Origin of the sequence: Nonomuraea sp. NPDC050556, from assembly GCF_044457355.1 — a bacterium.
GTDB lineage: Bacteria > Actinomycetota > Actinomycetes > Streptosporangiales > Streptosporangiaceae > Nonomuraea.
In genome coordinates, this window is the sequence record NZ_JBITGU010000001.1 from 3,476,472 (window position 1) to 3,495,832 (window position 19,361).

Here is a 19,361-nt window from a genome sequence, read left to right on the forward strand (position 1 = left end):
GCGGACCACACCAGAGCCATGGACAAACAGGCGCAGTGCTTGCACTTAGCGCGCGGGCGCCACCTCGAAGATGATCTCGCGCCCGTCTTCCTCGTCCCATTGCTCGCCGGTCTCCACGAAGCCGAACCCAGCGATCGTGGCGAGCGAGGCCACGTTGTCCGGCGCGATCGTCGCCCGAACGACGGCGACCCCCGGATCGGCCGCGGCCCGGCGCAGCAGCTCGACGAGCATGGCTCTGCCGTACCCCCTGCGGCGGAACTCGGGCGCGACCGAGTAGCCGATCTCGACCATGCCGTGCTCGTCCGGCGGCCCGTGGAAGCCGCAGTGGCCCACGGCCATCCCGTCGGAGTCGTAGGCGGCCAGCCGTACCATCCAGGCGGTGTTGGCCGGGTCGGCGGCCATCTGGCCGAGCCGGTAGCGCCACAACCACTGCGCCCGGTCGTCAAGGAAGTAGTCACTGAGACCGGGCATGGGCAGCTCACCGGAGAGGAGGGCGGTCATCTCCCTCTCGGCCAGGTCGACGAACCTCACGGGCGGCGGACGCCCTCGGCCAGCTCGCGGCCCAGCTCCGACACCGCCGCCAGGCCGGCGGCCTCGTCGGGGGCGTCGAGCAGGCGGCGGATGTAGGCCGAGCCGACGATGACGCCGTCGGCGTAACCGGCCACCTCGGCGGCCTGCCTGCCGGTGCCGATGCCCAGGCCCACGCAGACCGGCAGGTCGGTGTGCTCGCGGGTGCGGGCCACCAGCCCCTCGGCCGCGGCGTTGACCGTGTCGCGGGCGCCGGTGATGCCCATGAGCGAGGCGGCGTAGACGAAGCCGGTGCAGCAGTCGGTGACCGCCTTGATGCGCTCGGGCGTGGAGCTCGGCGCGACCAGGAAGACGGTGTCGATGCCGGCGTCGGCCGAGGCCTGCCGCCACGGCTCCGACTCCTCGGGCGTCAGGTCAGGGGTGATCGTCCCGCAGCCGCCCGCGCTGGCGAGGTCCTGGGCGAACCTGGCCGCGCCGTAGCGGTCGATGGGGTTCCAGTAGGTCATGACGAGCGTCGCCGCTCCGCTGGCCGCCACGCCCTCGACCGTGCGCATCACGTCGGCGATGCGGGTGCCGTTGCTCAGCGCCAGGTGCACCGCGTCCTGGATGGTGGGACCGTCCATGAGCGGGTCGGAGTAGGGCAGGCCGATCTCGATGACGTCGCAGCCCGCCTCGACCATGGCGGTGGCCGCCTTGATCGCGCCCTCCTTGGTCGGGAACCCGGCGGGCAGGTAGCCGATGAGCGCGGCGCGGTTTTCGGCCTTCGCCTTGGCGAAGACGTCCTTCAGCGTAGTCATGACCCCAGTCCGAAGTACTTCATGGCGGTGCCCATGTCCTTGTCACCGCGGCCCGACAGGTTGACCAAGATCGTAGCCTCGGGACCGAGCTCGCGTCCCAGCTTCAGCGCGCCGGCCAGGGCGTGCGAGGACTCGATCGCGGGGATGATGCCCTCGGTCCTGGCCAGCAGGGAGAAGGCGTCCATGGCCTCGGCGTCGGAGATGCCGTGGTAGGTGGCGCGGCCGCTGTCCTTGAGCCAGGCGTGCTCTGGGCCGACGCCCGGATAGTCAAGACCGGCCGAGATCGAGTGCGACTCGATCGTCTGGCCCTCGTCGTCCTGCAGCACGTAGGTGCGCGAGCCGTGCAGCACGCCAATCGAACCGGCGGTCAGGGTGAGCGCGTGCTCGCCCGTCTCCAGGCCGCGCCCGGCGGCCTCGTAGCCGTGCAGCGCCACGTCCTTGTCGCCGAGGAAGGCGTGGAAGATGCCGATGGCGTTGCTGCCGCCCCCGACAGCGGCGCAGATGGCGTCGGGCAGCTTGCCGGTCAGCTCCAGCATCTGGCGGCGCGCCTCGACCCCGATGATGCGGGCGAAGTCGCGCACGATCTCCGGGAAGGGGTGCGGGCCGGCCACGGTGCCGAACAGGTAGTGGGTGGTGTCGACATTGGTCACCCAGTCGCGGAACGCCTCGTTGATGGCGTCCTTCAGCGTCTGCGAGCCGTTCGTCACCGGGACGACGGTGGCGCCGAGCAGCTTCATCCTGGCCACGTTGAGCGCCTGGCGCTCGCAGTCGACCGCGCCCATGTAGATGACGCACTCCAGGCCCATCAGGGCGGCGGCGGTGGCCGTGGCCACCCCGTGCTGTCCTGCGCCGGTCTCGGCGATGACGCGCTTCTTGCCCAGGCGCTTGGTCAGCAGGGCCTGACCGAGCACGTTGTTGATCTTGTGTGCGCCGGTGTGCGTGAGGTCCTCGCGCTTGAGGATGATCCGCGCGCCGCCGGCCTGCTCGCTGAAGCGGGCCACGTCGGTCAGCGTGGTCGGCCGCCCGGCGTAGGTGCGCAGCAGGTGGTCGAACTCGCGGATGAAGCCGACGTCGTTCTTGGCCTTCTCATACGTCGCGGCCACCTCGTCGAGCGCCGGGATGAGCGCCTCGGGCACGTAGCGGCCGCCGAAGATGCCGAACTTGCCGTGCAGATCCGGGTCGTTGCCGTAGGCGCCGTTGCCCGCCAGGTCGGCGGGGGTGAGGATCTCGCTCACTGATTATCCCTCTGCGGTGTGGTCGGGGCGCGTCGCGGGGTGGGCGCCGGCCGTGACCAGCGCCTCCACAGCCTTTCTCGGGTCCTTGCCGGTGACCAGGCTCTCGCCCACGAGCACGGCGTCCGCGCCGGCCCTGGCGTAGGCGAGCAGGTCGTGCGGGCCGCGCACTCCCGACTCGGCGATCTTGATGACGTCGTCGGGGATCTTCGGCGCCAGCTTGGCGAAGACGTCGCGGTCGACCTCGAGCGTCTTCAGGTTGCGGGCGTTGATCCCGATGATCCTGGCGCCGGCGGCGAGCGCCCGCTCCAGCTCCTCCTCGGTGTGCACCTCGACGAGCGGGGTGAGCCCGATGGACTCGGCCCGTTCGATCAGCGACACCAGGGCCTCCTGCTCCAGGGAGACGACCATGAGCAGCGCGAGGTCGGCGCCGTAAGCCCTGGCCTCCCACAGCTGGTAGGAGGTGACGATGAAGTCTTTGCGAAGAATGGGGATGTCGACCCGGGCGCGCACGGCCGCCAGGTCGTCGAGGCTGCCGCCGAAGCGGCGCCGCTCGGTCAGGACGCTGATGACGTGCGCCCCGCCCTGCTCGTAGTCGGCCGCCAGCGCGGCTGGGTCGGCGATCGCGGCGAGCGCGCCCTTGGACGGGCTGGAGCGCTTGACCTCCGCGATGACCGAGACCCGCTCGCCGCCCAGCGCCGCATAGGCGTCTCTGGGCGAGGGCGCGCGCTCGGCGCGCTCCTTGAGCTGCTCGAGCGAGACTTCCTGCTGCCGTGCTGCCAGATCGGCGCGCACCCCGTCGAGGATGTCGTCGAGCACACTGGGCCCTTCGATCCGCTCACTCACGCGCTTGGGATCCCTCCGGTCGACGATGTTGGGGGTGGCTGAGGAGTCACGTCACCCGGCCTTCTTGCGATGGTATCGGCCCCACCGAGGCCAGCTCACCACAGGGTTGCGCTTAAGGCGCAAGAAAGGCGCCAAAGGGCAGATTTCGGACGATCCAATAAAGGATGACGACCGCCAGGAAGCCCCATACCCAGTTGGGGTGCGCGAGGTTCGTCCGGCTCGGCCGTCCCTGCCAGGAACGCACCAGCCACCTGACCCACCAGAAGAGCAGGAACGGGAGTACGGCCACGGCCAGCGGGTTCATGTCCAGCGCACCGACCACGTCGAGGTGCGCGAGCGCGTGGATGGCGCGCAGCGAGCCGCAACCCGGGCAGTAGAGCCCGGTCAGGAACAGGAAGGGGCAGGTCGGGTAGTGACCTGCCTCGTTGGGGTCGACCGAGCCGACGTACGCCACCACGGCGCCGGTGGCCGCGGCGACCCCGAGCGGCGCCAGCAGGGACTTCAGCCGGTCCGTGCCGCGCCGCTCGGCGCTCGTCAAGCTCATGCCATCAGTATCCCGAAGTCGAGGCGCTGAAGATGCCGAGACCCACCACGAGGATGATGTAGAGGATGCCCACGACCACGCCCGTGGCGAGGGAGGCGATCCACCACTTCTTGGCCTTCTCCGCGGAGTCGATGGCGCCCTGGTAGTCGCCCGCGGCCCACTTGGAGTTCACCTGGCTGGAGAACACGATCGAGACGATGCCCAGCGGGAGGCAGCACAGGATCGTGGTCAGGATGGCCATGACCAGGTGGTTGTTGGGCGGGGTCTGCGGGGCGCCGTAACCGCCGGGCTGGCCGTAGCCGCCGGGGGGCGGGCCGTAGCCGCCGCTGCCGGGCGGCGGGGCGCCGTAACCGCCGCCACCGGGCGGCTGAGCGCCGTAGCCCCCGCTGCCGGGGGGCTGGGCACCGTAACCCCCGCTGCCGCCCTGGTTCCCATAGCTCATTTTAATGACTCCTCATGTCGTCATCGTGTGGCGAGTTGCGCCCGGCAGCATAGCGACAAAGCACTATCCACGTGGAGAAACGCCTAGTGCGTGGACAATCTGTAACAGGATTGCAAGAACGGCTCACGCCGGTTGCTTGCCGAGGCCCATCATCTGCATGACCTTGCCCACCGCAGCGCCCGCCGCCACGACGGCCAGCCCGGCGGCGAAGGAGAGGGTGGACCCGGCGATCAGGCCGATCCCGCTCACCACGGAACCGACCATCATGATCGAAACCGCCGTCCAGGCCGCTGGGGTGTTGCCGTGGTCGTGATCGGCCATCTAGTGCTCCTCGGAAGTGGGATCGTCACCGCGGTCGAGGGCGTCCCACAGGGACCGGTCGTCCTGGCGGGCCTCGCGCGGTCCTGGGCGATCGTACCGGCCCGACATGCCGGTCCACCGGCTACCGCGGAGTACGGCCAGCACACCGGCGGCCGCCATCAGCACGCCGCCGAGGACCGCCACCCACTGCCAGACGGTGGTGTCCCACGCGGTGATCTTTCCACCGACCGCGTCCAGGACCGTGACGGTGTCCGTGGCCCGCCAGGCGGCGACGGCGGCGCCCGCTCCGCACAGCGCCACCAGCGCGCCGACCAGCCGTCTGGCCAGGCCCTTGGTGGCCAGCACCGCCACCACCCCGGCGAGCACGGCCAGGGCCAGCGGGGTGAGCACGGGACTCAGTTCACTCCCGGAGGCGGTGATCACCCCCGGCCCCGCCGTACTCGACTCGACCCATGCGCGCCCGGAGGCCCACAGGACGAGCACGCTGCCGAGCACGGTGAGGGCGATCCAGGCGGTCAGTTCCCTCCTCATGACACCTCGAGGTCGCCGGCGTCGAAGCAGGTACGGTCACCCGTGTGGCAGGCGGCGCCGACCTGGTCGACCTTCACCAGGATCGTGTCGCCGTCGCAGTCGAGCGCGACGTGTTTGACGTGCTGGACGTTTCCGGAGGTGGCGCCCTTCACCCAGTATTCCCCGCGGCTGCGCGACCAGTAGGTGCCTCTGCCCGTGGTGAGCGTGCGGTGCAGCGCCTCGTCGTCCATCCAGGCGAGCATGAGCACCTCGCCGGTGTCGTGCTGCTGGACGATGGCGGGGACCAGGCCGTCGGGGTTGCGCTTGAGCCGTTCGGCGACCTTGGGGTCAAGAGACATGCCGTTCATTGTGCCGCAGGGACCCGACAGTCCCCGCCCCACCCTGCACGCGGGTGAGGGTCCAAAGACTCCGGCCCTCCTCGCTCCTGCTCTCGGTAGGAACACACGGAGCGAGTGCCCTCACACGGGCCCGAAGGCGCACCCCTTCCCCTGCCCTTGCGGACCCCAGGACAGGAGCGGGGTGCCGGAGCGAGGGCCCTCGGAGCGCCCCAGGGCCACGCACGGCCGGGGCGCGCCGCCTTGCCGACCCCGGCTCGGGGCTGGGGTCAGAAGGGCGGCGCACGCGGGCGAGGCGGGACGGGGCGAGGCGTGTGGATGGGTGGGTGGGCGGGCGGGCGGGTGAGCGGTGGGGCGGTGGTTAGGAATGGGCGGCGGAGATCCAGGAGGCGTGCAGGTCGGCGTACACACCTGGCTCGGAGACCAGGTCCGCGTGGGAGCCGCGCTGCACCAGCTGGCCCGCGTCGAAGACCAGCACCTCGTCGGCGTTCTCCGCCGTCGACAGCCGGTGCGCGATCGACACAGCCGTACGCCCCCGCGTAACCCCCTCCAACGCCCGCGCCAGCCGTACCTCCGTAGCCGGGTCCACAGCCGACGTCGCCTCGTCCAGCAGCAGCAGGTCAGGGTCGGCCAGATACGCCCGCGCCAACGCCACCAACTGCCGCTCCCCCGCAGACAACGACTCCCCCCGCTGCCCGACCGCCGTGGACAGCCCGTTGGGCAGCCCCTCCAGCCAGTCCGCCAGCCCCAGCTCGGTCAGCGCCAGCTCGATCTCCGCGACCGTCGCCGACGGCTTGCCGTACCGGATGTTGTCCGCCAATGTCCCGTCGAACAGGAACCCGTCCTGCGGCACCATCACGATCCGCTCCCGCAGCGAGGAGAACCGCACCTCACGCAGGTCAGAGCCGTCGATCGTTACCCGACCCGACACCGGGTCCATCAGCCGCGTGAGCAGCTTCGCGAACGTCGTCTTGCCCGACCCCGTCTCGCCGACCACCGCGATGCGCGAGCGCGGCGGGATGGTCAGCGACAGCTCGCGCAGCACCGGCGCGCCGCCCGGGTAGTTGAAGTGCACGTCCTCGAACGCCACCGAGATCGGCCCGCGCGGCAGCTCGACCCCGGACTCCCCCGGGTCGGCCACGTCGGGCGGCGTGTCCAGGACGCCCAGGATGCGCCGCCACCCGGCGACGGCGTTCTGCGCCTCGTTGAGCACCTCGGTCGCGATCTGCAGCGGCGACACGAACAACGTCACCAGGAACAGGAACGCCACCAGCTTGCCCGCCGAGATGTCGCCCGAGATACCCAGCTTGACCCCGAGCAGGACGATGCCCGCGATGGCCAGCGCCGCCACGATCTCGGTGAGCGGGAAGACGAACCCGACGATGGTCTGCGCCTTGATCTGCGCCGTCCTGTTGGCGTCGACGGAGGTGTCGACGCGCTCGGCGGTGCGCCGCTCGGCGCCGTAGGCGCGGATGACGGCCGCGCCGACGACCGACTCGCTGACGGCCGACAGCATGTCGCCCGTACGCTCCCGTACGGTCGTGTAGGCGGCCGACAGCCAGCGCTGGAAGCGCGGCAGCGCGATCATCAGCGGGATGAAGCAGACCCAGACGAGCAGCGTGAGCTGCCAGGAGTAGACGAACATCAGCACGCTGGCCACGAACAGCTGGCCGAACGCGACGATGATCATCAGCCCGCCCCACTGCATGAACGTGCTGATCTGGTCGACGTCGTTGGTGACGCGGGAGACAAGTGCGCCACGGCGCTCGGTGTTCTGGGTGAGGACGGACAGGTCGTGCACGTGGCGGAAGCCGCGCACGCGCAACGTCGCCAGCGACGACTCGGTCGCCTTGTAGAGCCGGACGTTCATGACGTACCCGGCCAGGGCCGTCAGGATGACCGCAGCCGCGCAGAGCAGAACAGCCTTCGTGATGTACGGAATATCCGGTGTGCCGCTCTTCAGCCCGGTGTCGATGGTCTGCTGCACCGCGATGGGCACGATGATCTTGCCGACCGTGGCGACGACGGCCAGCGCCATCGTGCCGATCAGCCCGTTGCGAAACTCCGGCGTCAGCGACAGGCCACGCCGTACGGTGGCCAGCGCCGAGCGCTCCACTCCCTGCAGAGCCATCAGGCGCTCACCTCTTCCTCAGCATCGATGGCGGCGCGTTCAGCTTCTTCCCGCTCGTAGGCGGTCACCAGGTTGCGGTAGCCGACGCACCGCACGATCAGCTCGTCGTGGCTGCCCCGGTCGACCACGCAACCGTGCTCCAGGTAGACCACCTCGTCGGCCAGCGCGATCGTGGCCAGCCGGTAGGCGACGACCACGACCGTCGACGCCGCTGCGCCCATGGTCGCGCCCGCTCCGGCTCCGTTGGCATCGTTCCTCGCTCTCTCCGCCGGAGCTCCTGCGCTCCGGCTGGAGAGCCCGCGCAGGATCTTGGCCTCCACCTGCGGGTCCACGCTGGAGGTCGCGTCGTCCAGGATCAGCAGGCGCGGGCTGCGCACGACCGCCCTGGCCAGCGCCAGCCGCTGCCGCTGCCCGCCGGACAGCGTCGTTCCGCGCTCCCCCACCCGCGTGTCCAGCCCCGAGGCCAGCCTGCTGACGAACCCGTCGGCCTGGGCGACCCGCAGCGACGCCCACACCTCCTGGTCGTCCAGCGGCAGGCCGAGCGTGATGTTGCCGCGCACGGTGTCGTCGAACAGGAACGTCTGCTGTGGCACCAGCGCCACCGAGTCCGCGATGCCGCCGTAGGCGATCTCCCGCAGGTCGGTGCCGTCGAGGCGGACCGCGCCCTCGGCCGGGTCGACCAGGCGCACCAGCGTCTGCACGAGCGTGGACTTGCCCGACCCGGTGGGTCCGACCAGGGCGACCGTACGGCCGGCCGGGACGTCGAAGGTGACGTCGTGCAGCACCTCGGTCTCGCCGTAGGAGTAGGAGAGCCCCTCGACCTCCAGCTTGGCCGGCTCGGCGTTGTCGAGCTTGCGCGAGCCGTACTCCATCGAGCCGGTCGCCTCCAGGACGGCCTGCACCCGGGTCCAGCCCACGACGCTGCGCGGCAGCTCGGCCAGCACCCAGCCCAGCGCCCTGATCGGGAAGGACAGCAGCGTGAACAGGTAGGCGACCTGCACCAGCTCGCCTGAGTTGATCGAACCGCCGGACAGCCGCACGGCCCCGACGATGAGGACGGCGAGCACGCCCAGCGTCGGCAGCGCCTCCAGCATGGGGTCGAACAGCCCGCGCACCCGGCCGACGGCGATGTTGGCGTCGCGCAGCTCGTGCGCGCGGCGCTGGAACCGCTCGGTCTCCAGGTTCTCCCGGCCCAGCGTCTTGATCACCAGCGCGCCGTCGAAGCTCTCGTGCGCGATCTCGCTGACCTCGGCGCGCAGCTGCTGCGCTCGGGTGGCGAGCGGCGAGAGGCGGCGCTGGTAGACGAGGTTGAGTACGGCGATGGCCGGGAAGATCAGGAAGCCGACCAAGGCGAGCACCGGGTCGACGACCAGCATGCCGATCGCGGCGGTGAACAGCATCACGACCACGCCGACCGCCATGGGCAGCGGCGCGAGCGGCGCCCACGCGGCCTCGGCGTCGGAGCTGGCGTTGGACAGGAGCTGGCCGGTCGGGTGCTGGTGGTGCCAGGCCAGCGGCAGGCGCAGGTACTGCTTGGTCACGTCGCGCCTGGAGCGGGCCTGCATGCGGTACTGCAGGACCCCGGCGAAGATGCGGCGGCCGGCCACGCCGATCGACTTGAGCAGCGCGGTCCCCATGATGAACAGCACTCCGGCCCACAACACACCGGAGGTGATCTCACCCTTGGAGAAGGCGGGCAGCACGGCGTTCTCCGTGGCCCAGCCGAGCGCCCACGCCGAGGCGACGGTCATTCCGCCATACAGGGCGCTGGACAGCACGGCAGCCGCGAACACGGCCTTCTCCGTACGGATCGCCACCCCTAGTACGCGGAGCCCTTGACGCATGACAGCGGTGGTGACTTTGCTCGCCACTCGGGGGGAATCCTTCCAACAGGGGGAAAACTTGTATACAAGTGACTATCACGTCAGATCACCTGGTTATTCCCTCCATAGGATGAGGACGTGAATCACGCTCGCGCCGAACGCTCCGCCCTCAGCGATCTGTTCCTTCAGGTCGGCCCAGACGCACCGACGTTGTGCGAGGGGTGGTCCGCCTACGACCTGGCCGCTCATGTGGTGACCCGCGAGCGGCGGCTGGACGCCGGGCCGGGCATCACGATCAAGCAGCTCGCCGGGTACACGGCCTCCGTGCAGGACGGGATGAAGGCCAAGCACCCCTTTCCTGAGCTCGTGTCGATGATGCGGCGGCCTGGCGGGGTGTACGGGCTGATGCCCTTTCTCGACGAGCTGGTCAACACCCTTGAGCTGTTCATCCACCACGAGGACGTACGGCGGGCGCAGCCGTCGTGGGAGCCCCGGGAGCTGCCGGACGAGCTGGAGCGCCTGTTCTGGCAGCGGCTCAGCGTGGGGGCTCGGGTCCTGCTGCGTAGGTCACCGGTGGGGGTGGTGTTGCACCGGGCGGAGGGCGGGGTGGTGCTCGGCGGACCCAAGGAGGGGCCGAAGGTGGAGGTGACGGGGAAGGCCAGCGAGCTGTTGCTGTTCTGCTTCGGACGGCAGGCTCACGCGAAGGTCACGCTGTCCGGCGACACCGCCGCCACAGCCCGCCTCACAAACGCCCCCCTCGGCCTCTAACCACCCCAACCCTCACACCCGGAACCCCGGAACCCACACCCCGGGACCCCACACCCCCTGCGGCCCCGGAACCCCGCACCCGGGGCCCTGGCGCCTCGGGACCCCGCAGCCCCGAAAACCCCACACCCCTGCACCCCGGGGCCCCGCGCCCCCGAAATCCCCACACCCCGGAACCTTCGAGAGCTCCTGAGGGCCGCCCGCTCAGAAGGGCGAGCGACTTCCTCGGGAGGGGTGGCCCCACGGCGCCCCTCGAACGGCGCCCCTCGGAAGGCGCCCCTCGGAAGGCGCCCCTCGGAAGGCGCCCCTCGGAAGGCGCCCCTCGGAAGGCGCCCCTCGGAAGGCGCCCCTCGGAAGGTGGCCCTCGGAAGGGTGTGCCCTCTCTTCGGCCCTCACAGGGGTCGCTGCCCTCTCAGGACCCCTCGGGGTGGGCTATGACTCCGCCTCCAGAAGGGGTTTCGCCAGGTTCGCCTGCGCGATCCTCCGCAATGCAGCCGTCAACGCATCCCCCAGAGCCGTCCCGATGATGACCAGCTCGATAGCCCGCTCCCGATCACTCACATCCCCCAACGCCCGCAGATCCGCCAAAGCCAGCTGCTCAGCCGCCGCCATGTAATCGTCCAACCGATCGATCACGTCCTGCCGACCCAGCTCCTCCAACGTCGCCAGCACCCCGATCGCCGCCCGGGTCCCCGCGTCCAACGGCTCCGTCTGCCACCCCCGAGCCGAAAGCAACTCGAGCATCCGCCGCTCAGCCTTCTCCCTGGACACCCCGACCGGCGGCTCCACCACCTCGGTGATCGTCTTCTGCGCCGCCCCCAGCAACAGGAACAGCGGCAGATCAGGATCATCCAGCGCCGCCACCAGCTCCCGCACCACCGAGATCGCCATGCCGTACTGCGTCAACGCCCGCACCAGCCGCAGCCGACGCACGTGTTCCTGCACGTAGTCAGCCTGGTTGCGCCCCGTGGGCGTCCCCGCGGGCACCAGGCCCTCACGTATGTAGAACTTGATCGTCGGGACCGGGACTCCTGTCGTCTGGCTGAGCTCCGCCATCCGCACGTTCTTTCACATCCCCTCTTGCCGTACGTGGATAGCTTAGCTATAGATAGTAGTAAGTGGCAATATCCACTATCTAAGGAGACCCCCCAATGCTTCGCTGGCACCGTCCCCTCATGTTCTTCGCCGTCCTGATGGCGATCCTGACCCCCGTCTTCCTCGTCCTGTTCTTCACCGACCCGCGCACCCTCGGCGGCGTCCCCCTCTGGGCCAAGCCGCTCAAGTTCGCCGCCTCCTTCGCCATCTACTCCTTCACCTGGGCCTGGCTGCTCTCCCTGCGCCACCGGGCGAGCAGGACGGGCTGGTGGATGGGCACCGCCCTGGTGATCGCCGGCGCGGCCGAGGTGGCGATCATCTTCGGCCAGGCGGCCAGGAACAGGCACAGCCACTTCAACGAGGCCACCGAGCTCGACGCCGCCCTATGGAAGGCCATGGGCGTCACCATCGGCGTCCTGCTGCTGGCCAACATCGTCGCCGCGATCCTCTTACTCCTGGAGCGCCAGGCCGACCGCGTCATGACCTGGGCCGTACGCGCCGGCCTGGTCATCTCCGCGATCGGCCTGTCGCTCGGCGGCCTCATGGTCGTCCACGTCCCCGGCCAGTCGTGGGCCGAGGACATGGCCGGCGCGCACAGCGTCGGCGTCCAGGACGGCGGGGCCGGGCTCCCGCTGTTCGGCTGGAGCACCGTCGGCGGCGACCTGCGGGTGCCGCACTTCATCGGCATGCACGCCCTGCAACTGCTGCCGCTGCTGGCGTTCGCGCTGACCCGCCTGGTCTCCCCCGCCGTGGCGCTGCGGCTGACCGCGGTGGCCACGGTCGCCTACGCCGGGCTGCTGGGCATCGTGACCTGGCAGGCGCTGCGCGGCCAGTCACTCGTCCACCCCGACGCGCTCACCCTGAGCGCGCTCGCCGTACTGCTGGTCGTCACCCTGGGCGGCGCCGCCGCCTCCGTCACCCGTAAGGAACCCGTCCGATGACCCTGTTCGACCTCAGCTTCTACGTGGCCGCCCCGTTCTGGGCGCTGATGATCCTGGCGCCCACGTGGTCGGTCACCCGCCGGGTGGCCGCCTCACCGCTCATCGTCCTGCCTGCCGTGGCGGTGAACCTGGTGCTGATGCTGCCGCTGTTCGCCGACTTCTGGCCGGTGGTGACGAGACCCTCACTGGAAGGTCTGCAGCGGCTGGTGACCGACCCGGACGCCCTGGCCGCGCTGTGGGCGCAGATCATCGCCTGGGACCTGTTCGTCGGCCGCTGGATGTATCTCGACAGCCGGGAGCGCGGCGTCCATCCCCTGGTCATGGCGCCCATGCTGGTGTTCACCGTCCTGCTGTCCCCGATCGCGCTGCCGCTGTACTTCCTCGTCCGCCTGACCGCTCGGCGCGCCGACACGGATCACCAGACCTTCTGCCCGTACCATGGCTCGGGAAAGACGCCCCCCGGTTAGGATCAAGAACATCTTCAAGAAGGTGCCAGTGATCGCCCAGATCCGGGTATATACGGCTGGGAACGGACTGCAGGAGGCCCCCCATGCAGGTCAAGAAGATACTCACGTACGTGCTCGTGGCGTTCGTGGTCTTCTATCTGTTCACCCGGCCGGCTCAAGCCGCCGCCGCGGTGAACGGCGTGTTCGATGGGATTGTCAACGGCGCCAACCAGTTGGCCACATTCTTTAGCGCTGTTCTGACCTGACGCACCGCCTCTGTCTGGCGTTGACGCTCGTGTTCGTGTTACGCAGACAGGATGATGAGAGATCGCCACACCCCGACCGACCCGGTCGTGCAGCGTGTCATCGAACGGGCCGAGATCGAGGGCATCGAGCTCGTCCGGTTCCTCTACGCCGACCATGGCGGCGTGATTCGCGGCAAGGCCACGTCCAGGTCGCGTCTCGGTGAGCGGATCGGCACCGGGATCGGCCACACGGTCGCGATGATGGCGATGAACATGCTCGACCAGCTCCAGGAGGTCGAGCAGATGGGCCCGGTCGGCGAGGTGCGCATCACACCCGACCCGTCGACCTTCGTCCCCCTCCCCTATGCTCCCGGCGGCGCAGCCATGCTGTCCGACCTGCGCACGCAGGACGGCTCGCCGTGGGCGGCCTGCCCGCGCACCTTCTTGAAGGACGCGATCGCCGAGCTGGCCGGGGAGGGTTACACCGCCGTCGCGGCGTTCGAGCCGGAGTTCACCCTGGGCCGCCGCCTGCCCGACCCGGCGGGCGGCCCCGACCGGCTGGCGCCGCTCGACGACAGCCTCTGCTACGCGGGCACCGGCTTCGACACCGCGCACGACTACACGGTGAGGCTGATCCGCGCGCTGGAGAGGCAGGGGCTCCAGGTGGAGCACTACTACCCGGAGCTCGGCGCGGGCCAGCAGGAGTTGTCCGTACGGCACGCGCCCGCGCTGCGCGCAGCGGACAACCAGGTGCTCTACCGGGAGACGGTGCGCGGGGTCGCGCTGCGGATGGCGATGTGGGCGTCGCTGGCGCCCAAGCCGATCGCCGACCAGGCGGGCAACGGCTGCCACCTGCACCTGTCGCTGTGGGACGGCACGCGCAACCTGTTCGACGGCGAGTCGGACCTGCGCTCCCACTTCGTCGGCGGGCTCATCGCCCACCTGCCCGCGCTGACGGCGCTGACCTGCGGCAGCGTCAACAGCTTCCGTCGCCTGGCGCCCCGGATGTGGTCGAGCGCCTATGCGGTGTGGGGGCCGGACAACCGGGAGGCGGCCGTGCGGGTGTGCTCGGCGCTGGGCGAGGGCGGGGAGAACCTGGAGCTCAAGCCGTCGGACTCCTCCGCCAACCCGTACCTGTCGCTGGGGGCGGTGCTGCACGCGGGGCTGGACGGCATCAGGCGCCGCCTCGACCCTGGCGAGGCGGTCACCATCGACCCGGACACCAACCCGGCGGCCTACCAGCGGCTGCCCGCGTCGCTGGACGAGGCGCTCGACGCGCTGGAGGCCGACGAGGTGCTCATGGAGGCGCTCGGGCCGCTCCGCCGTACCGCCTATCTGGCGGTGAAACGCTCGGAGGCGACGGCCTTCAAGGGCAAGGACGCCGCCTACGAGACGTTCAACCACCTGCGCGTTTTCTGAAAACCCCCAGGGGGTACGGCAGGCCGTTCCCTCCGCCTCCCGCCGCACGGGGACCCGTCCCTCCAAGGGACGCGTCACCGAGCGGCGGTGGCGTGCCGCCGTAACGGCGCCAGGGAAGCGCCGGGAAGGGTCAGCGGACCGGGTGGCCCGCCCGGCGCAGCGTGTCCTTCACGTCGGCGATCTTGAGGGTGCCGAAGTGGAAGACCGACGCAGCCAGCACCGCGTCCGCGCCCGCGGCGACCGCGGGCGGGAAGTCGGCGAGCTTGCCCGCTCCCCCGCTGGCGATCACCGGCACCCGGACGGCGGCTCGGACCAGCCGGATCAGCTCCAGGTCGTAGCCGTCGAGCGTGCCGTCACCGTCCATGGAGTTGAGCAGGATCTCCCCGACCCCGAGCTCCTCCCCCCTGGCCGCCCACTCCACCGCGTCGAGGCCGGCGCTGCGCCTGCCGCCGTGCGTGGTCACCTCGAACCCGCTGGCCGTGCCGGGAGCCCGCCGCGCGTCCACCGACAGCACCACGCACTGCGCGCCGAAGCGCCGCGACGCCTCGGTGAGCAGCTCGGGCCTGGCGATGGCCGCGGTGTTCAGCGACACCTTGTCGGCGCCCGCGCGCAGCAGCCGGTTGACGTCGTCCACGCTGCGCACGCCGCCGCCGACCGTGAGCGGGATGAACACCTGCTCCGCCGTACGCCGGACGACGTCGAACATCGTGTCCCGCTCGCCGGAGGAGGCGGTGATGTCGAGGAAGGTCAGCTCGTCCGCGCCCTCCTCGTCGTAGCGCCTGGCCAGCTCGACCGGGTCGCCGGCGTCGCGGACGTTCTCGAAGTTGACGCCCTTGACCACCCGCCCCGCGTCGACGTCCAGGCAGGGGATGACCCGCACCGCGACCGTCATGCTCTCGCCGCCTCGATCTCGACCTCGACCAGCATCTGCGGGTCCACCAGCCCGGCCACCCGCACGCCCGTGCAGGCGGGACGGACCTGGCCGAACACCTCGCCGATGGCGGAGCCCGCCTGGTCGAAGTGGCGCTGGTCGACCACGTAGTAGCGGACCATCACCACGTCCTCGCGGGTCAGGCCCGCCTTCTCCACCGCTTCCAGCGCGATCCCGATGGCCGTCTTCGTCTGACCGTACGGATCACCGAGATTGCGCACCTCGCCCTCGACGGTCGCCGTGCACCCGGACACCAGCACCCTGGATCCGACGACGACCGCCCTGGCATAGCCGTACTTGTCCTCCCAGATCCCCCCGGAGAACACCCTCGCACCGACGCGCTCCATGCTCATCCCACCCCTCCGACCGCGGCCAGCGCGGCCTCAAGCGTGAACGCCTGGGTGTACAGCGCCTTCCCCACGATGGCACCTTCGACGCCATCGGGGACGAGCGAGGCGAGCGCGGTCAGGTCGTCGAGCGAGGAAACGCCACCACTGGCGATGACCGGCTTGTCGGTCTTGGAGCAGATCTGGCGGTAAAGGTCGAGGTTGGGGCCCTGGAGCATGCCGTCCTTGGTCACGTCCGTCACGACATAACGGGCGCACCCGTCGGCCTCCAGGCGGTCGAGAACCTCCCACAGGTTGCCGCCCTCGGACGTCCAGCCGCGCCCGGCCAGCGTCGTGCCGCGCACGTCGAGCCCGATCGCCACCCGGTCGCCGTGCTCGGCGATGACCCTGGAACACCACTCGGGGTTCTCCAGCGCGGCCGTGCCGATGTTGACCCTGCGGCACCCGGTGGCCAGCGCGGCCTCCAGCGAGGCGTCGTCGCGGATGCCGCCGGACAGCTCGACGTTGATGTCCATCCTCTTACACACGTCGCCGATGAGGTCGCGGTTCGAGCCGCGGCCGAACGCGGCGTCCAGGTCGACCAGATGCAGCCACTCGGCGCCCGCCTCCTGCCAGGCGAGGGCGGCGGCGAGCGGGTCGCCGTAGCCGGTCTCGGTGCCCGCCTCCCCCTGCACGAGGCGTACGGCCTGGCCGCCCGCCACGTCGACGGCGGGCAGCAATACGAGCGACATCAGTTCCTCCGGTCGAAAGCAAGAGTGATGACAACGGGGACGAACAGCACGGAGAGCACCAGCGCCGCCAGGCTGGCCCACCACGACCACCAGACCAGCCACACGACGACCTGCACGAGCAGGAACATCAGCGCGATCAGCCCGTTCTGCGCCCGCTGCCGGCGCGCGACGATGCCGCCTGGCCTGGCGATCCTGGTCGGGCGCGGGGTGAGCCGCTTCAGCAGCGCCCGGCGGCGCGCCCTGCGTGCCTGCCTGTCGTGGTGCTTCTGGACGGCACGCGCCCGCTCCGCCTCGCGCTCGGCGCGGCGGCGGGCCCGCTCCTTGCTCACACCGTCCCTAGCCAGTTCTTCAGCAAGGCAGCCCCGGCGTCCCCTGACTTCTCCGGGTGGAACTGGGTGCCCATGAGCGCGCCGTTCTCCGCGGCGGCCACGAACGGCACGCCGTGCTCGGCCCAGGTGACCAGCGGCTGCGCGAAGCCCTCCCCCGGCTGGAGCTCCCACTCGCGCACGCCGTAGGAGTGCACGAAGTAGAAGCGCGTCTCCGCGTCGAGCCCGTCGAACAGCACGCTTCCCGCGGGCGCCTTCACGGTGTTCCAGCCCATGTGCGGCAGCACCGGCGCGTCGAGGCGCTCGACCGTGCCGGGCCACTCGCCGCAGCCCTCGGTCTCCGTGCCGTGCTCGACGCCGCGATCGAAGAGGATCTGCATGCCCACGCAGATGCCCAGCACCGGGCGGCCTGCCGACAGCCTGCGCCCGACGATGCGCTCGCCGCGCACGCCCTTGAGCCCGCTCATGCACGCCTCGAACGCGCCCACGCCCGGCACGACCAGGCCGTCGGCGTCCATGGCCGTGTCGTAGTCGGCCGTCACGGTCACGTCAGCGCCGACCCTGGCCAGGGCGCGCTCGGCGGAGCGCAGGTTGCCCGAGCCGTAGTCGAGGACGACGATCTTCTTCACCACCAGAGCACCGCCCCCGTGATCGCCAGCGCCGCGCCGATGCCGCAGATGACGGCGCCGATCTTCAAGCCCTGCTTGATCATAGAGATGACGCCGCCGACCAGGAACAGCCCGACACACGCCAGCGCGATCGCGATCGTGTTGTCGGTCATGTGGTCTCCTTCGGAGCCCACATGACCGACATGTACACCGTGCTTATGGTTCTCTCGCTTCGCTCGTTCACAGGACCCCCTTGGTGCTCGGGACGCCGGTGGCGCGGGGGTCGAGCTCGGACGCCTCGCGCAGCGCCCTGGCCAGCGCCTTGAACTGCGACTCCACGATGTGATGCGCGTTGCGCCCGTAGGGGACGTGCACGTGCAGGCAGATGGCCGCCTGGGCGACGAACGACTCCAGGATGTGCCTGGTCATCGTCGTGTCGTACTCGGGGCCGATCATCGGCGCCATGCCCTCGGGCTCGGAGTGCACGAGGTAGGGCCGCCCCGACAGGTCGACGGTCACCTGGGCGAGCGACTCGTCCAGCGGGCACGACGCGCTACCGAACCGCCTGATGCCGGACTTGTCGCCCAGCGCCTGGCGGAAGGCCGCGCCCAGCGCCAGCGCCGTGTCCTCGATCGTGTGGTGGGAGTCGATGTGCAGGTCGCCCTCGGTCTTCACGGTCAGGTCGAACAGGCCGTGCTTGCCCAGCTGGGCCAGCATGTGGTCGTAGAACCCGACGCCGGTGGCGACGTCGACCTGCCCGGTGCCGTCGAGGTTCACCTCGACCAGGACCGAGGTCTCCTTCGTAGCCCGCTCGACGCGGCCGATCCTGCTCACAGAACTTCCTCCATCGCGGCGCGGAAGGCCGCCATCTCCTCGCCGGTGCCGATCGACACCCGCAGCCATTCTGGCGGTCCCACCTCACGGATCAGCACGCCGTTCGCCAGGAGCTTCTCCCACACCGCCCGGCGGTCGGGGAATCGTCCGAAAAGCACGAAGTTGGCGTCGGAGTCGGCCACCTCCAGCCCCTTGCCGCGCAGCCACTCCACCGTCGCGTCGCGCTCCTGGCGGAGCGCGTCCACGGTGCCGAGCAGCTCGCGCCGGTGCCTGAGCGCGACCAGCGCCGCCGTCTGGGTGAGGGTCGACAGGTGGTACGGCAGCCGCACCAGCAGCAGCGCCTCGACCACGGCCGGGTGGGCGGCGAGGTAGCCGAGCCTGGTGCCCGCCATCGCGAACGCCTTCGACATCGTCCGCGTCACGATCAGCCTGGGGTGGCTCGGCAGCAGCGTCAGCGCGGACGGCGTGCCGGTGCGGGCGAACTCGGCGTAGGCCTCGTCCACCACGACCATGCCGTCGGTGGCGTTCGCGACCGCCTCGATCGTCTCCAGCGGCAGCGCCGTGCCCGTCGGGTTGTTCGGCGAGGTCAGGAACACGATCGCGGGCCGGTGCTCCTCTACGGCCGCGACCGCCTTGTCCGGGTCGAGCGAGAAGTCGGCCTCGCGCACGCCGCCGATCCACTCGGTGGCGGTGCCGGTGCTGATCATCGGGTGCATGGCGTAGGACGGCTCGAAGCCGATGGCCGTCCTGCCGGGGCCGCCGAAGGCCTGGAGGATCTGCTGCAGGACCTCGTTGGAGCCGTTGGCCGCCCAGAGCCGGTCGGGGGTGAGGTCGTGACCGAGGTAGTCGGCGAGCCGGGCGCGCAGCTCGGTGGCGTCCCGGTCCGGGTAGCGGTTGAGCTCGGCCGCGCTCCGCCGTACCTCCTCGGCCAGGTCGTCGACCAGCGCCTTGGACGGCGGGTAGGGGTTCTCGTTGGTGTTGAGCCGCACCGGGACGTCGATCTGGGGCGCGCCGTACGGCTTGCGCCCCTTCAGGTCGTCGCGGATGGGCAGGTCGTCCAGGTTCACGCGCCCGGTACCTTCCAGTCGAACATGAGGCCGTCGCGGATCGGCAGGTGGTGCAGGTTCACGCGCCGGGCACCTT

Annotated in this window: 25 protein-coding genes; 5 read left to right on the plus strand and 20 right to left on the minus strand. The window is 70.4% G+C overall.

From position 1 onward, the window contains the following. Window positions 1-45: 45 nt before the first annotated feature. The 11 genes from ACIBG8_RS16460 to ACIBG8_RS16510 all read right to left on the minus strand — a co-directional run bounded on the left by ACIBG8_RS16460 (window position 46) and on the right by ACIBG8_RS16510 (window position 9,551). On the minus strand, window positions 46-531 hold the full coding sequence (locus ACIBG8_RS16460) for a GNAT family N-acetyltransferase (RefSeq protein WP_397343560.1): 486 nt from the start codon (window positions 529-531) through the stop codon (window positions 46-48). Then, window positions 528-1,325 (minus strand): tryptophan synthase subunit alpha, encoded by a 798-nt coding sequence (gene trpA / locus ACIBG8_RS16465; protein ID WP_397343561.1) that lies wholly within the window; start codon window positions 1,323-1,325, stop codon window positions 528-530. The genes ACIBG8_RS16460 and trpA overlap by 4 nt, the downstream gene beginning before the upstream one ends. Further along, the gene (gene trpB, locus ACIBG8_RS16470; protein ID WP_397343942.1) at window positions 1,322-2,551 is read right to left on the minus strand and encodes a tryptophan synthase subunit beta; all 1,230 of its coding nucleotides are present in this window, start codon (window positions 2,549-2,551) and stop codon (window positions 1,322-1,324) included. Before trpB ends, trpA begins: the two co-directional genes overlap by 4 nt. Before the next feature lie 12 nt (window positions 2,552-2,563). Beyond that, on the minus strand, window positions 2,564-3,403 hold the full coding sequence (trpC, locus tag ACIBG8_RS16475) for an indole-3-glycerol phosphate synthase TrpC (protein ID WP_397343562.1): 840 nt from the start codon (window positions 3,401-3,403) through the stop codon (window positions 2,564-2,566). Between the two features lie 112 nt (window positions 3,404-3,515). Continuing rightward, complete coding sequence (locus tag ACIBG8_RS16480) at window positions 3,516-3,947, minus strand: DUF2752 domain-containing protein (RefSeq protein ID WP_397343563.1); 432 nt, start codon at window positions 3,945-3,947, stop codon at window positions 3,516-3,518. 4 nt (window positions 3,948-3,951) lie between these two features. Further along, window positions 3,952-4,389, minus strand: coding sequence for a CD225/dispanin family protein (locus ACIBG8_RS16485; protein ID WP_397343564.1), 438 nt, complete (start codon window positions 4,387-4,389; stop codon window positions 3,952-3,954). 123 nt (window positions 4,390-4,512) lie between these two features. Then, window positions 4,513-4,710: an HGxxPAAW family protein gene (locus tag ACIBG8_RS16490; protein ID WP_397343565.1), complete on the minus strand. Its 198-nt coding sequence runs from the start codon at window positions 4,708-4,710 to the stop codon at window positions 4,513-4,515. Next, the gene (locus ACIBG8_RS16495; protein WP_397343566.1) at window positions 4,711-5,241 is read right to left on the minus strand and encodes a Trp biosynthesis-associated membrane protein; all 531 of its coding nucleotides are present in this window, start codon (window positions 5,239-5,241) and stop codon (window positions 4,711-4,713) included. After that, window positions 5,238-5,588: a phosphoribosyl-AMP cyclohydrolase gene (hisI, locus tag ACIBG8_RS16500; RefSeq protein ID WP_397343567.1), complete on the minus strand. Its 351-nt coding sequence runs from the start codon at window positions 5,586-5,588 to the stop codon at window positions 5,238-5,240. Before hisI ends, ACIBG8_RS16495 begins: the two co-directional genes overlap by 4 nt. A 349-nt stretch (window positions 5,589-5,937) precedes the next feature. Continuing rightward, the gene (locus ACIBG8_RS16505; protein WP_397343568.1) at window positions 5,938-7,707 is read right to left on the minus strand and encodes an ABC transporter ATP-binding protein; all 1,770 of its coding nucleotides are present in this window, start codon (window positions 7,705-7,707) and stop codon (window positions 5,938-5,940) included. Further along, window positions 7,707-9,551 (minus strand): ABC transporter ATP-binding protein, encoded by a 1,845-nt coding sequence (locus ACIBG8_RS16510; protein WP_397343569.1) that lies wholly within the window; start codon window positions 9,549-9,551, stop codon window positions 7,707-7,709. Before ACIBG8_RS16510 ends, ACIBG8_RS16505 begins: the two co-directional genes overlap by 1 nt. A 117-nt stretch (window positions 9,552-9,668) precedes the next feature. Here ACIBG8_RS16510 and ACIBG8_RS16515 point away from each other — a divergent pair, with 117 nt between their 5' ends. After that, complete coding sequence (locus ACIBG8_RS16515; protein WP_397343570.1) at window positions 9,669-10,298, plus strand: TIGR03085 family metal-binding protein; 630 nt, start codon at window positions 9,669-9,671, stop codon at window positions 10,296-10,298. 429 nt (window positions 10,299-10,727) lie between these two features. On the opposite strand, the gene ACIBG8_RS16520 is transcribed toward ACIBG8_RS16515, so the two are convergent. Beyond that, window positions 10,728-11,351 carry a MerR family transcriptional regulator gene (locus ACIBG8_RS16520; protein ID WP_397343571.1) on the minus strand — a complete coding sequence of 208 codons (624 nt, stop codon included), beginning with the start codon at window positions 11,349-11,351 and terminating at the stop codon, window positions 10,728-10,730. 95 nt (window positions 11,352-11,446) lie between these two features. On the opposite strand from ACIBG8_RS16520, the gene ACIBG8_RS16525 reads away from it, so the two are divergent. The 4 genes from ACIBG8_RS16525 to ACIBG8_RS16540 all read left to right on the plus strand — a co-directional run bounded on the left by ACIBG8_RS16525 (window position 11,447) and on the right by ACIBG8_RS16540 (window position 14,441). Further along, the gene (locus tag ACIBG8_RS16525; protein WP_397343572.1) at window positions 11,447-12,331 is read left to right on the plus strand and encodes a hypothetical protein; all 885 of its coding nucleotides are present in this window, start codon (window positions 11,447-11,449) and stop codon (window positions 12,329-12,331) included. Then, window positions 12,328-12,798, plus strand: coding sequence for an ABA4-like family protein (locus ACIBG8_RS16530; protein WP_397343573.1), 471 nt, complete (start codon window positions 12,328-12,330; stop codon window positions 12,796-12,798). The genes ACIBG8_RS16525 and ACIBG8_RS16530 overlap by 4 nt, the downstream gene beginning before the upstream one ends. Window positions 12,799-12,881: 83 nt before the next feature. Further along, window positions 12,882-13,043 (plus strand): hypothetical protein, encoded by a 162-nt coding sequence (locus ACIBG8_RS16535; protein WP_397343574.1) that lies wholly within the window; start codon window positions 12,882-12,884, stop codon window positions 13,041-13,043. A gap of 51 nt (window positions 13,044-13,094) precedes the next feature. Next, window positions 13,095-14,441, plus strand: a complete 1,347-nt coding sequence (locus ACIBG8_RS16540; protein WP_397343575.1) for a glutamine synthetase family protein — start codon at window positions 13,095-13,097, stop codon at window positions 14,439-14,441. A gap of 130 nt (window positions 14,442-14,571) precedes the next feature. Here ACIBG8_RS16540 and hisF read toward each other — a convergent pair whose 3' ends face one another. The 8 genes from hisF to ACIBG8_RS16580 all read right to left on the minus strand — a co-directional run bounded on the left by hisF (window position 14,572) and on the right by ACIBG8_RS16580 (window position 19,285). After that, the gene (gene hisF / locus ACIBG8_RS16545) at window positions 14,572-15,333 is read right to left on the minus strand and encodes an imidazole glycerol phosphate synthase subunit HisF (protein WP_397343576.1); all 762 of its coding nucleotides are present in this window, start codon (window positions 15,331-15,333) and stop codon (window positions 14,572-14,574) included. Next, a complete protein-coding gene (locus ACIBG8_RS16550; RefSeq protein WP_397343577.1) occupies window positions 15,330-15,719 on the minus strand; it encodes a Rid family hydrolase in 390 nt (129 codons plus the stop codon). The genes hisF and ACIBG8_RS16550 overlap by 4 nt, the downstream gene beginning before the upstream one ends. A gap of 2 nt (window positions 15,720-15,721) precedes the next feature. Further along, window positions 15,722-16,450: a bifunctional 1-(5-phosphoribosyl)-5-((5-phosphoribosylamino)methylideneamino)imidazole-4-carboxamide isomerase/phosphoribosylanthranilate isomerase PriA gene (priA, locus tag ACIBG8_RS16555; protein ID WP_397343578.1), complete on the minus strand. Its 729-nt coding sequence runs from the start codon at window positions 16,448-16,450 to the stop codon at window positions 15,722-15,724. Then, a complete protein-coding gene (locus ACIBG8_RS16560) occupies window positions 16,450-16,779 on the minus strand; it encodes a hypothetical protein (RefSeq protein ID WP_397343579.1) in 330 nt (109 codons plus the stop codon). The genes priA and ACIBG8_RS16560 overlap by 1 nt, the downstream gene beginning before the upstream one ends. Beyond that, window positions 16,776-17,408, minus strand: a complete 633-nt coding sequence (gene hisH / locus ACIBG8_RS16565) for an imidazole glycerol phosphate synthase subunit HisH (RefSeq protein WP_397343580.1) — start codon at window positions 17,406-17,408, stop codon at window positions 16,776-16,778. The genes ACIBG8_RS16560 and hisH overlap by 4 nt, the downstream gene beginning before the upstream one ends. Continuing rightward, the gene (locus ACIBG8_RS16570; protein WP_397343581.1) at window positions 17,402-17,557 is read right to left on the minus strand and encodes a hypothetical protein; all 156 of its coding nucleotides are present in this window, start codon (window positions 17,555-17,557) and stop codon (window positions 17,402-17,404) included. The genes hisH and ACIBG8_RS16570 overlap by 7 nt, the downstream gene beginning before the upstream one ends. Before the next feature lie 67 nt (window positions 17,558-17,624). Beyond that, on the minus strand, window positions 17,625-18,218 hold the full coding sequence (gene hisB / locus ACIBG8_RS16575) for an imidazoleglycerol-phosphate dehydratase HisB (RefSeq protein WP_397343582.1): 594 nt from the start codon (window positions 18,216-18,218) through the stop codon (window positions 17,625-17,627). Continuing rightward, a complete protein-coding gene (locus tag ACIBG8_RS16580; RefSeq protein WP_397343583.1) occupies window positions 18,215-19,285 on the minus strand; it encodes a histidinol-phosphate transaminase in 1,071 nt (356 codons plus the stop codon). Before ACIBG8_RS16580 ends, hisB begins: the two co-directional genes overlap by 4 nt. Window positions 19,286-19,361: the final 76 nt, after the last annotated feature.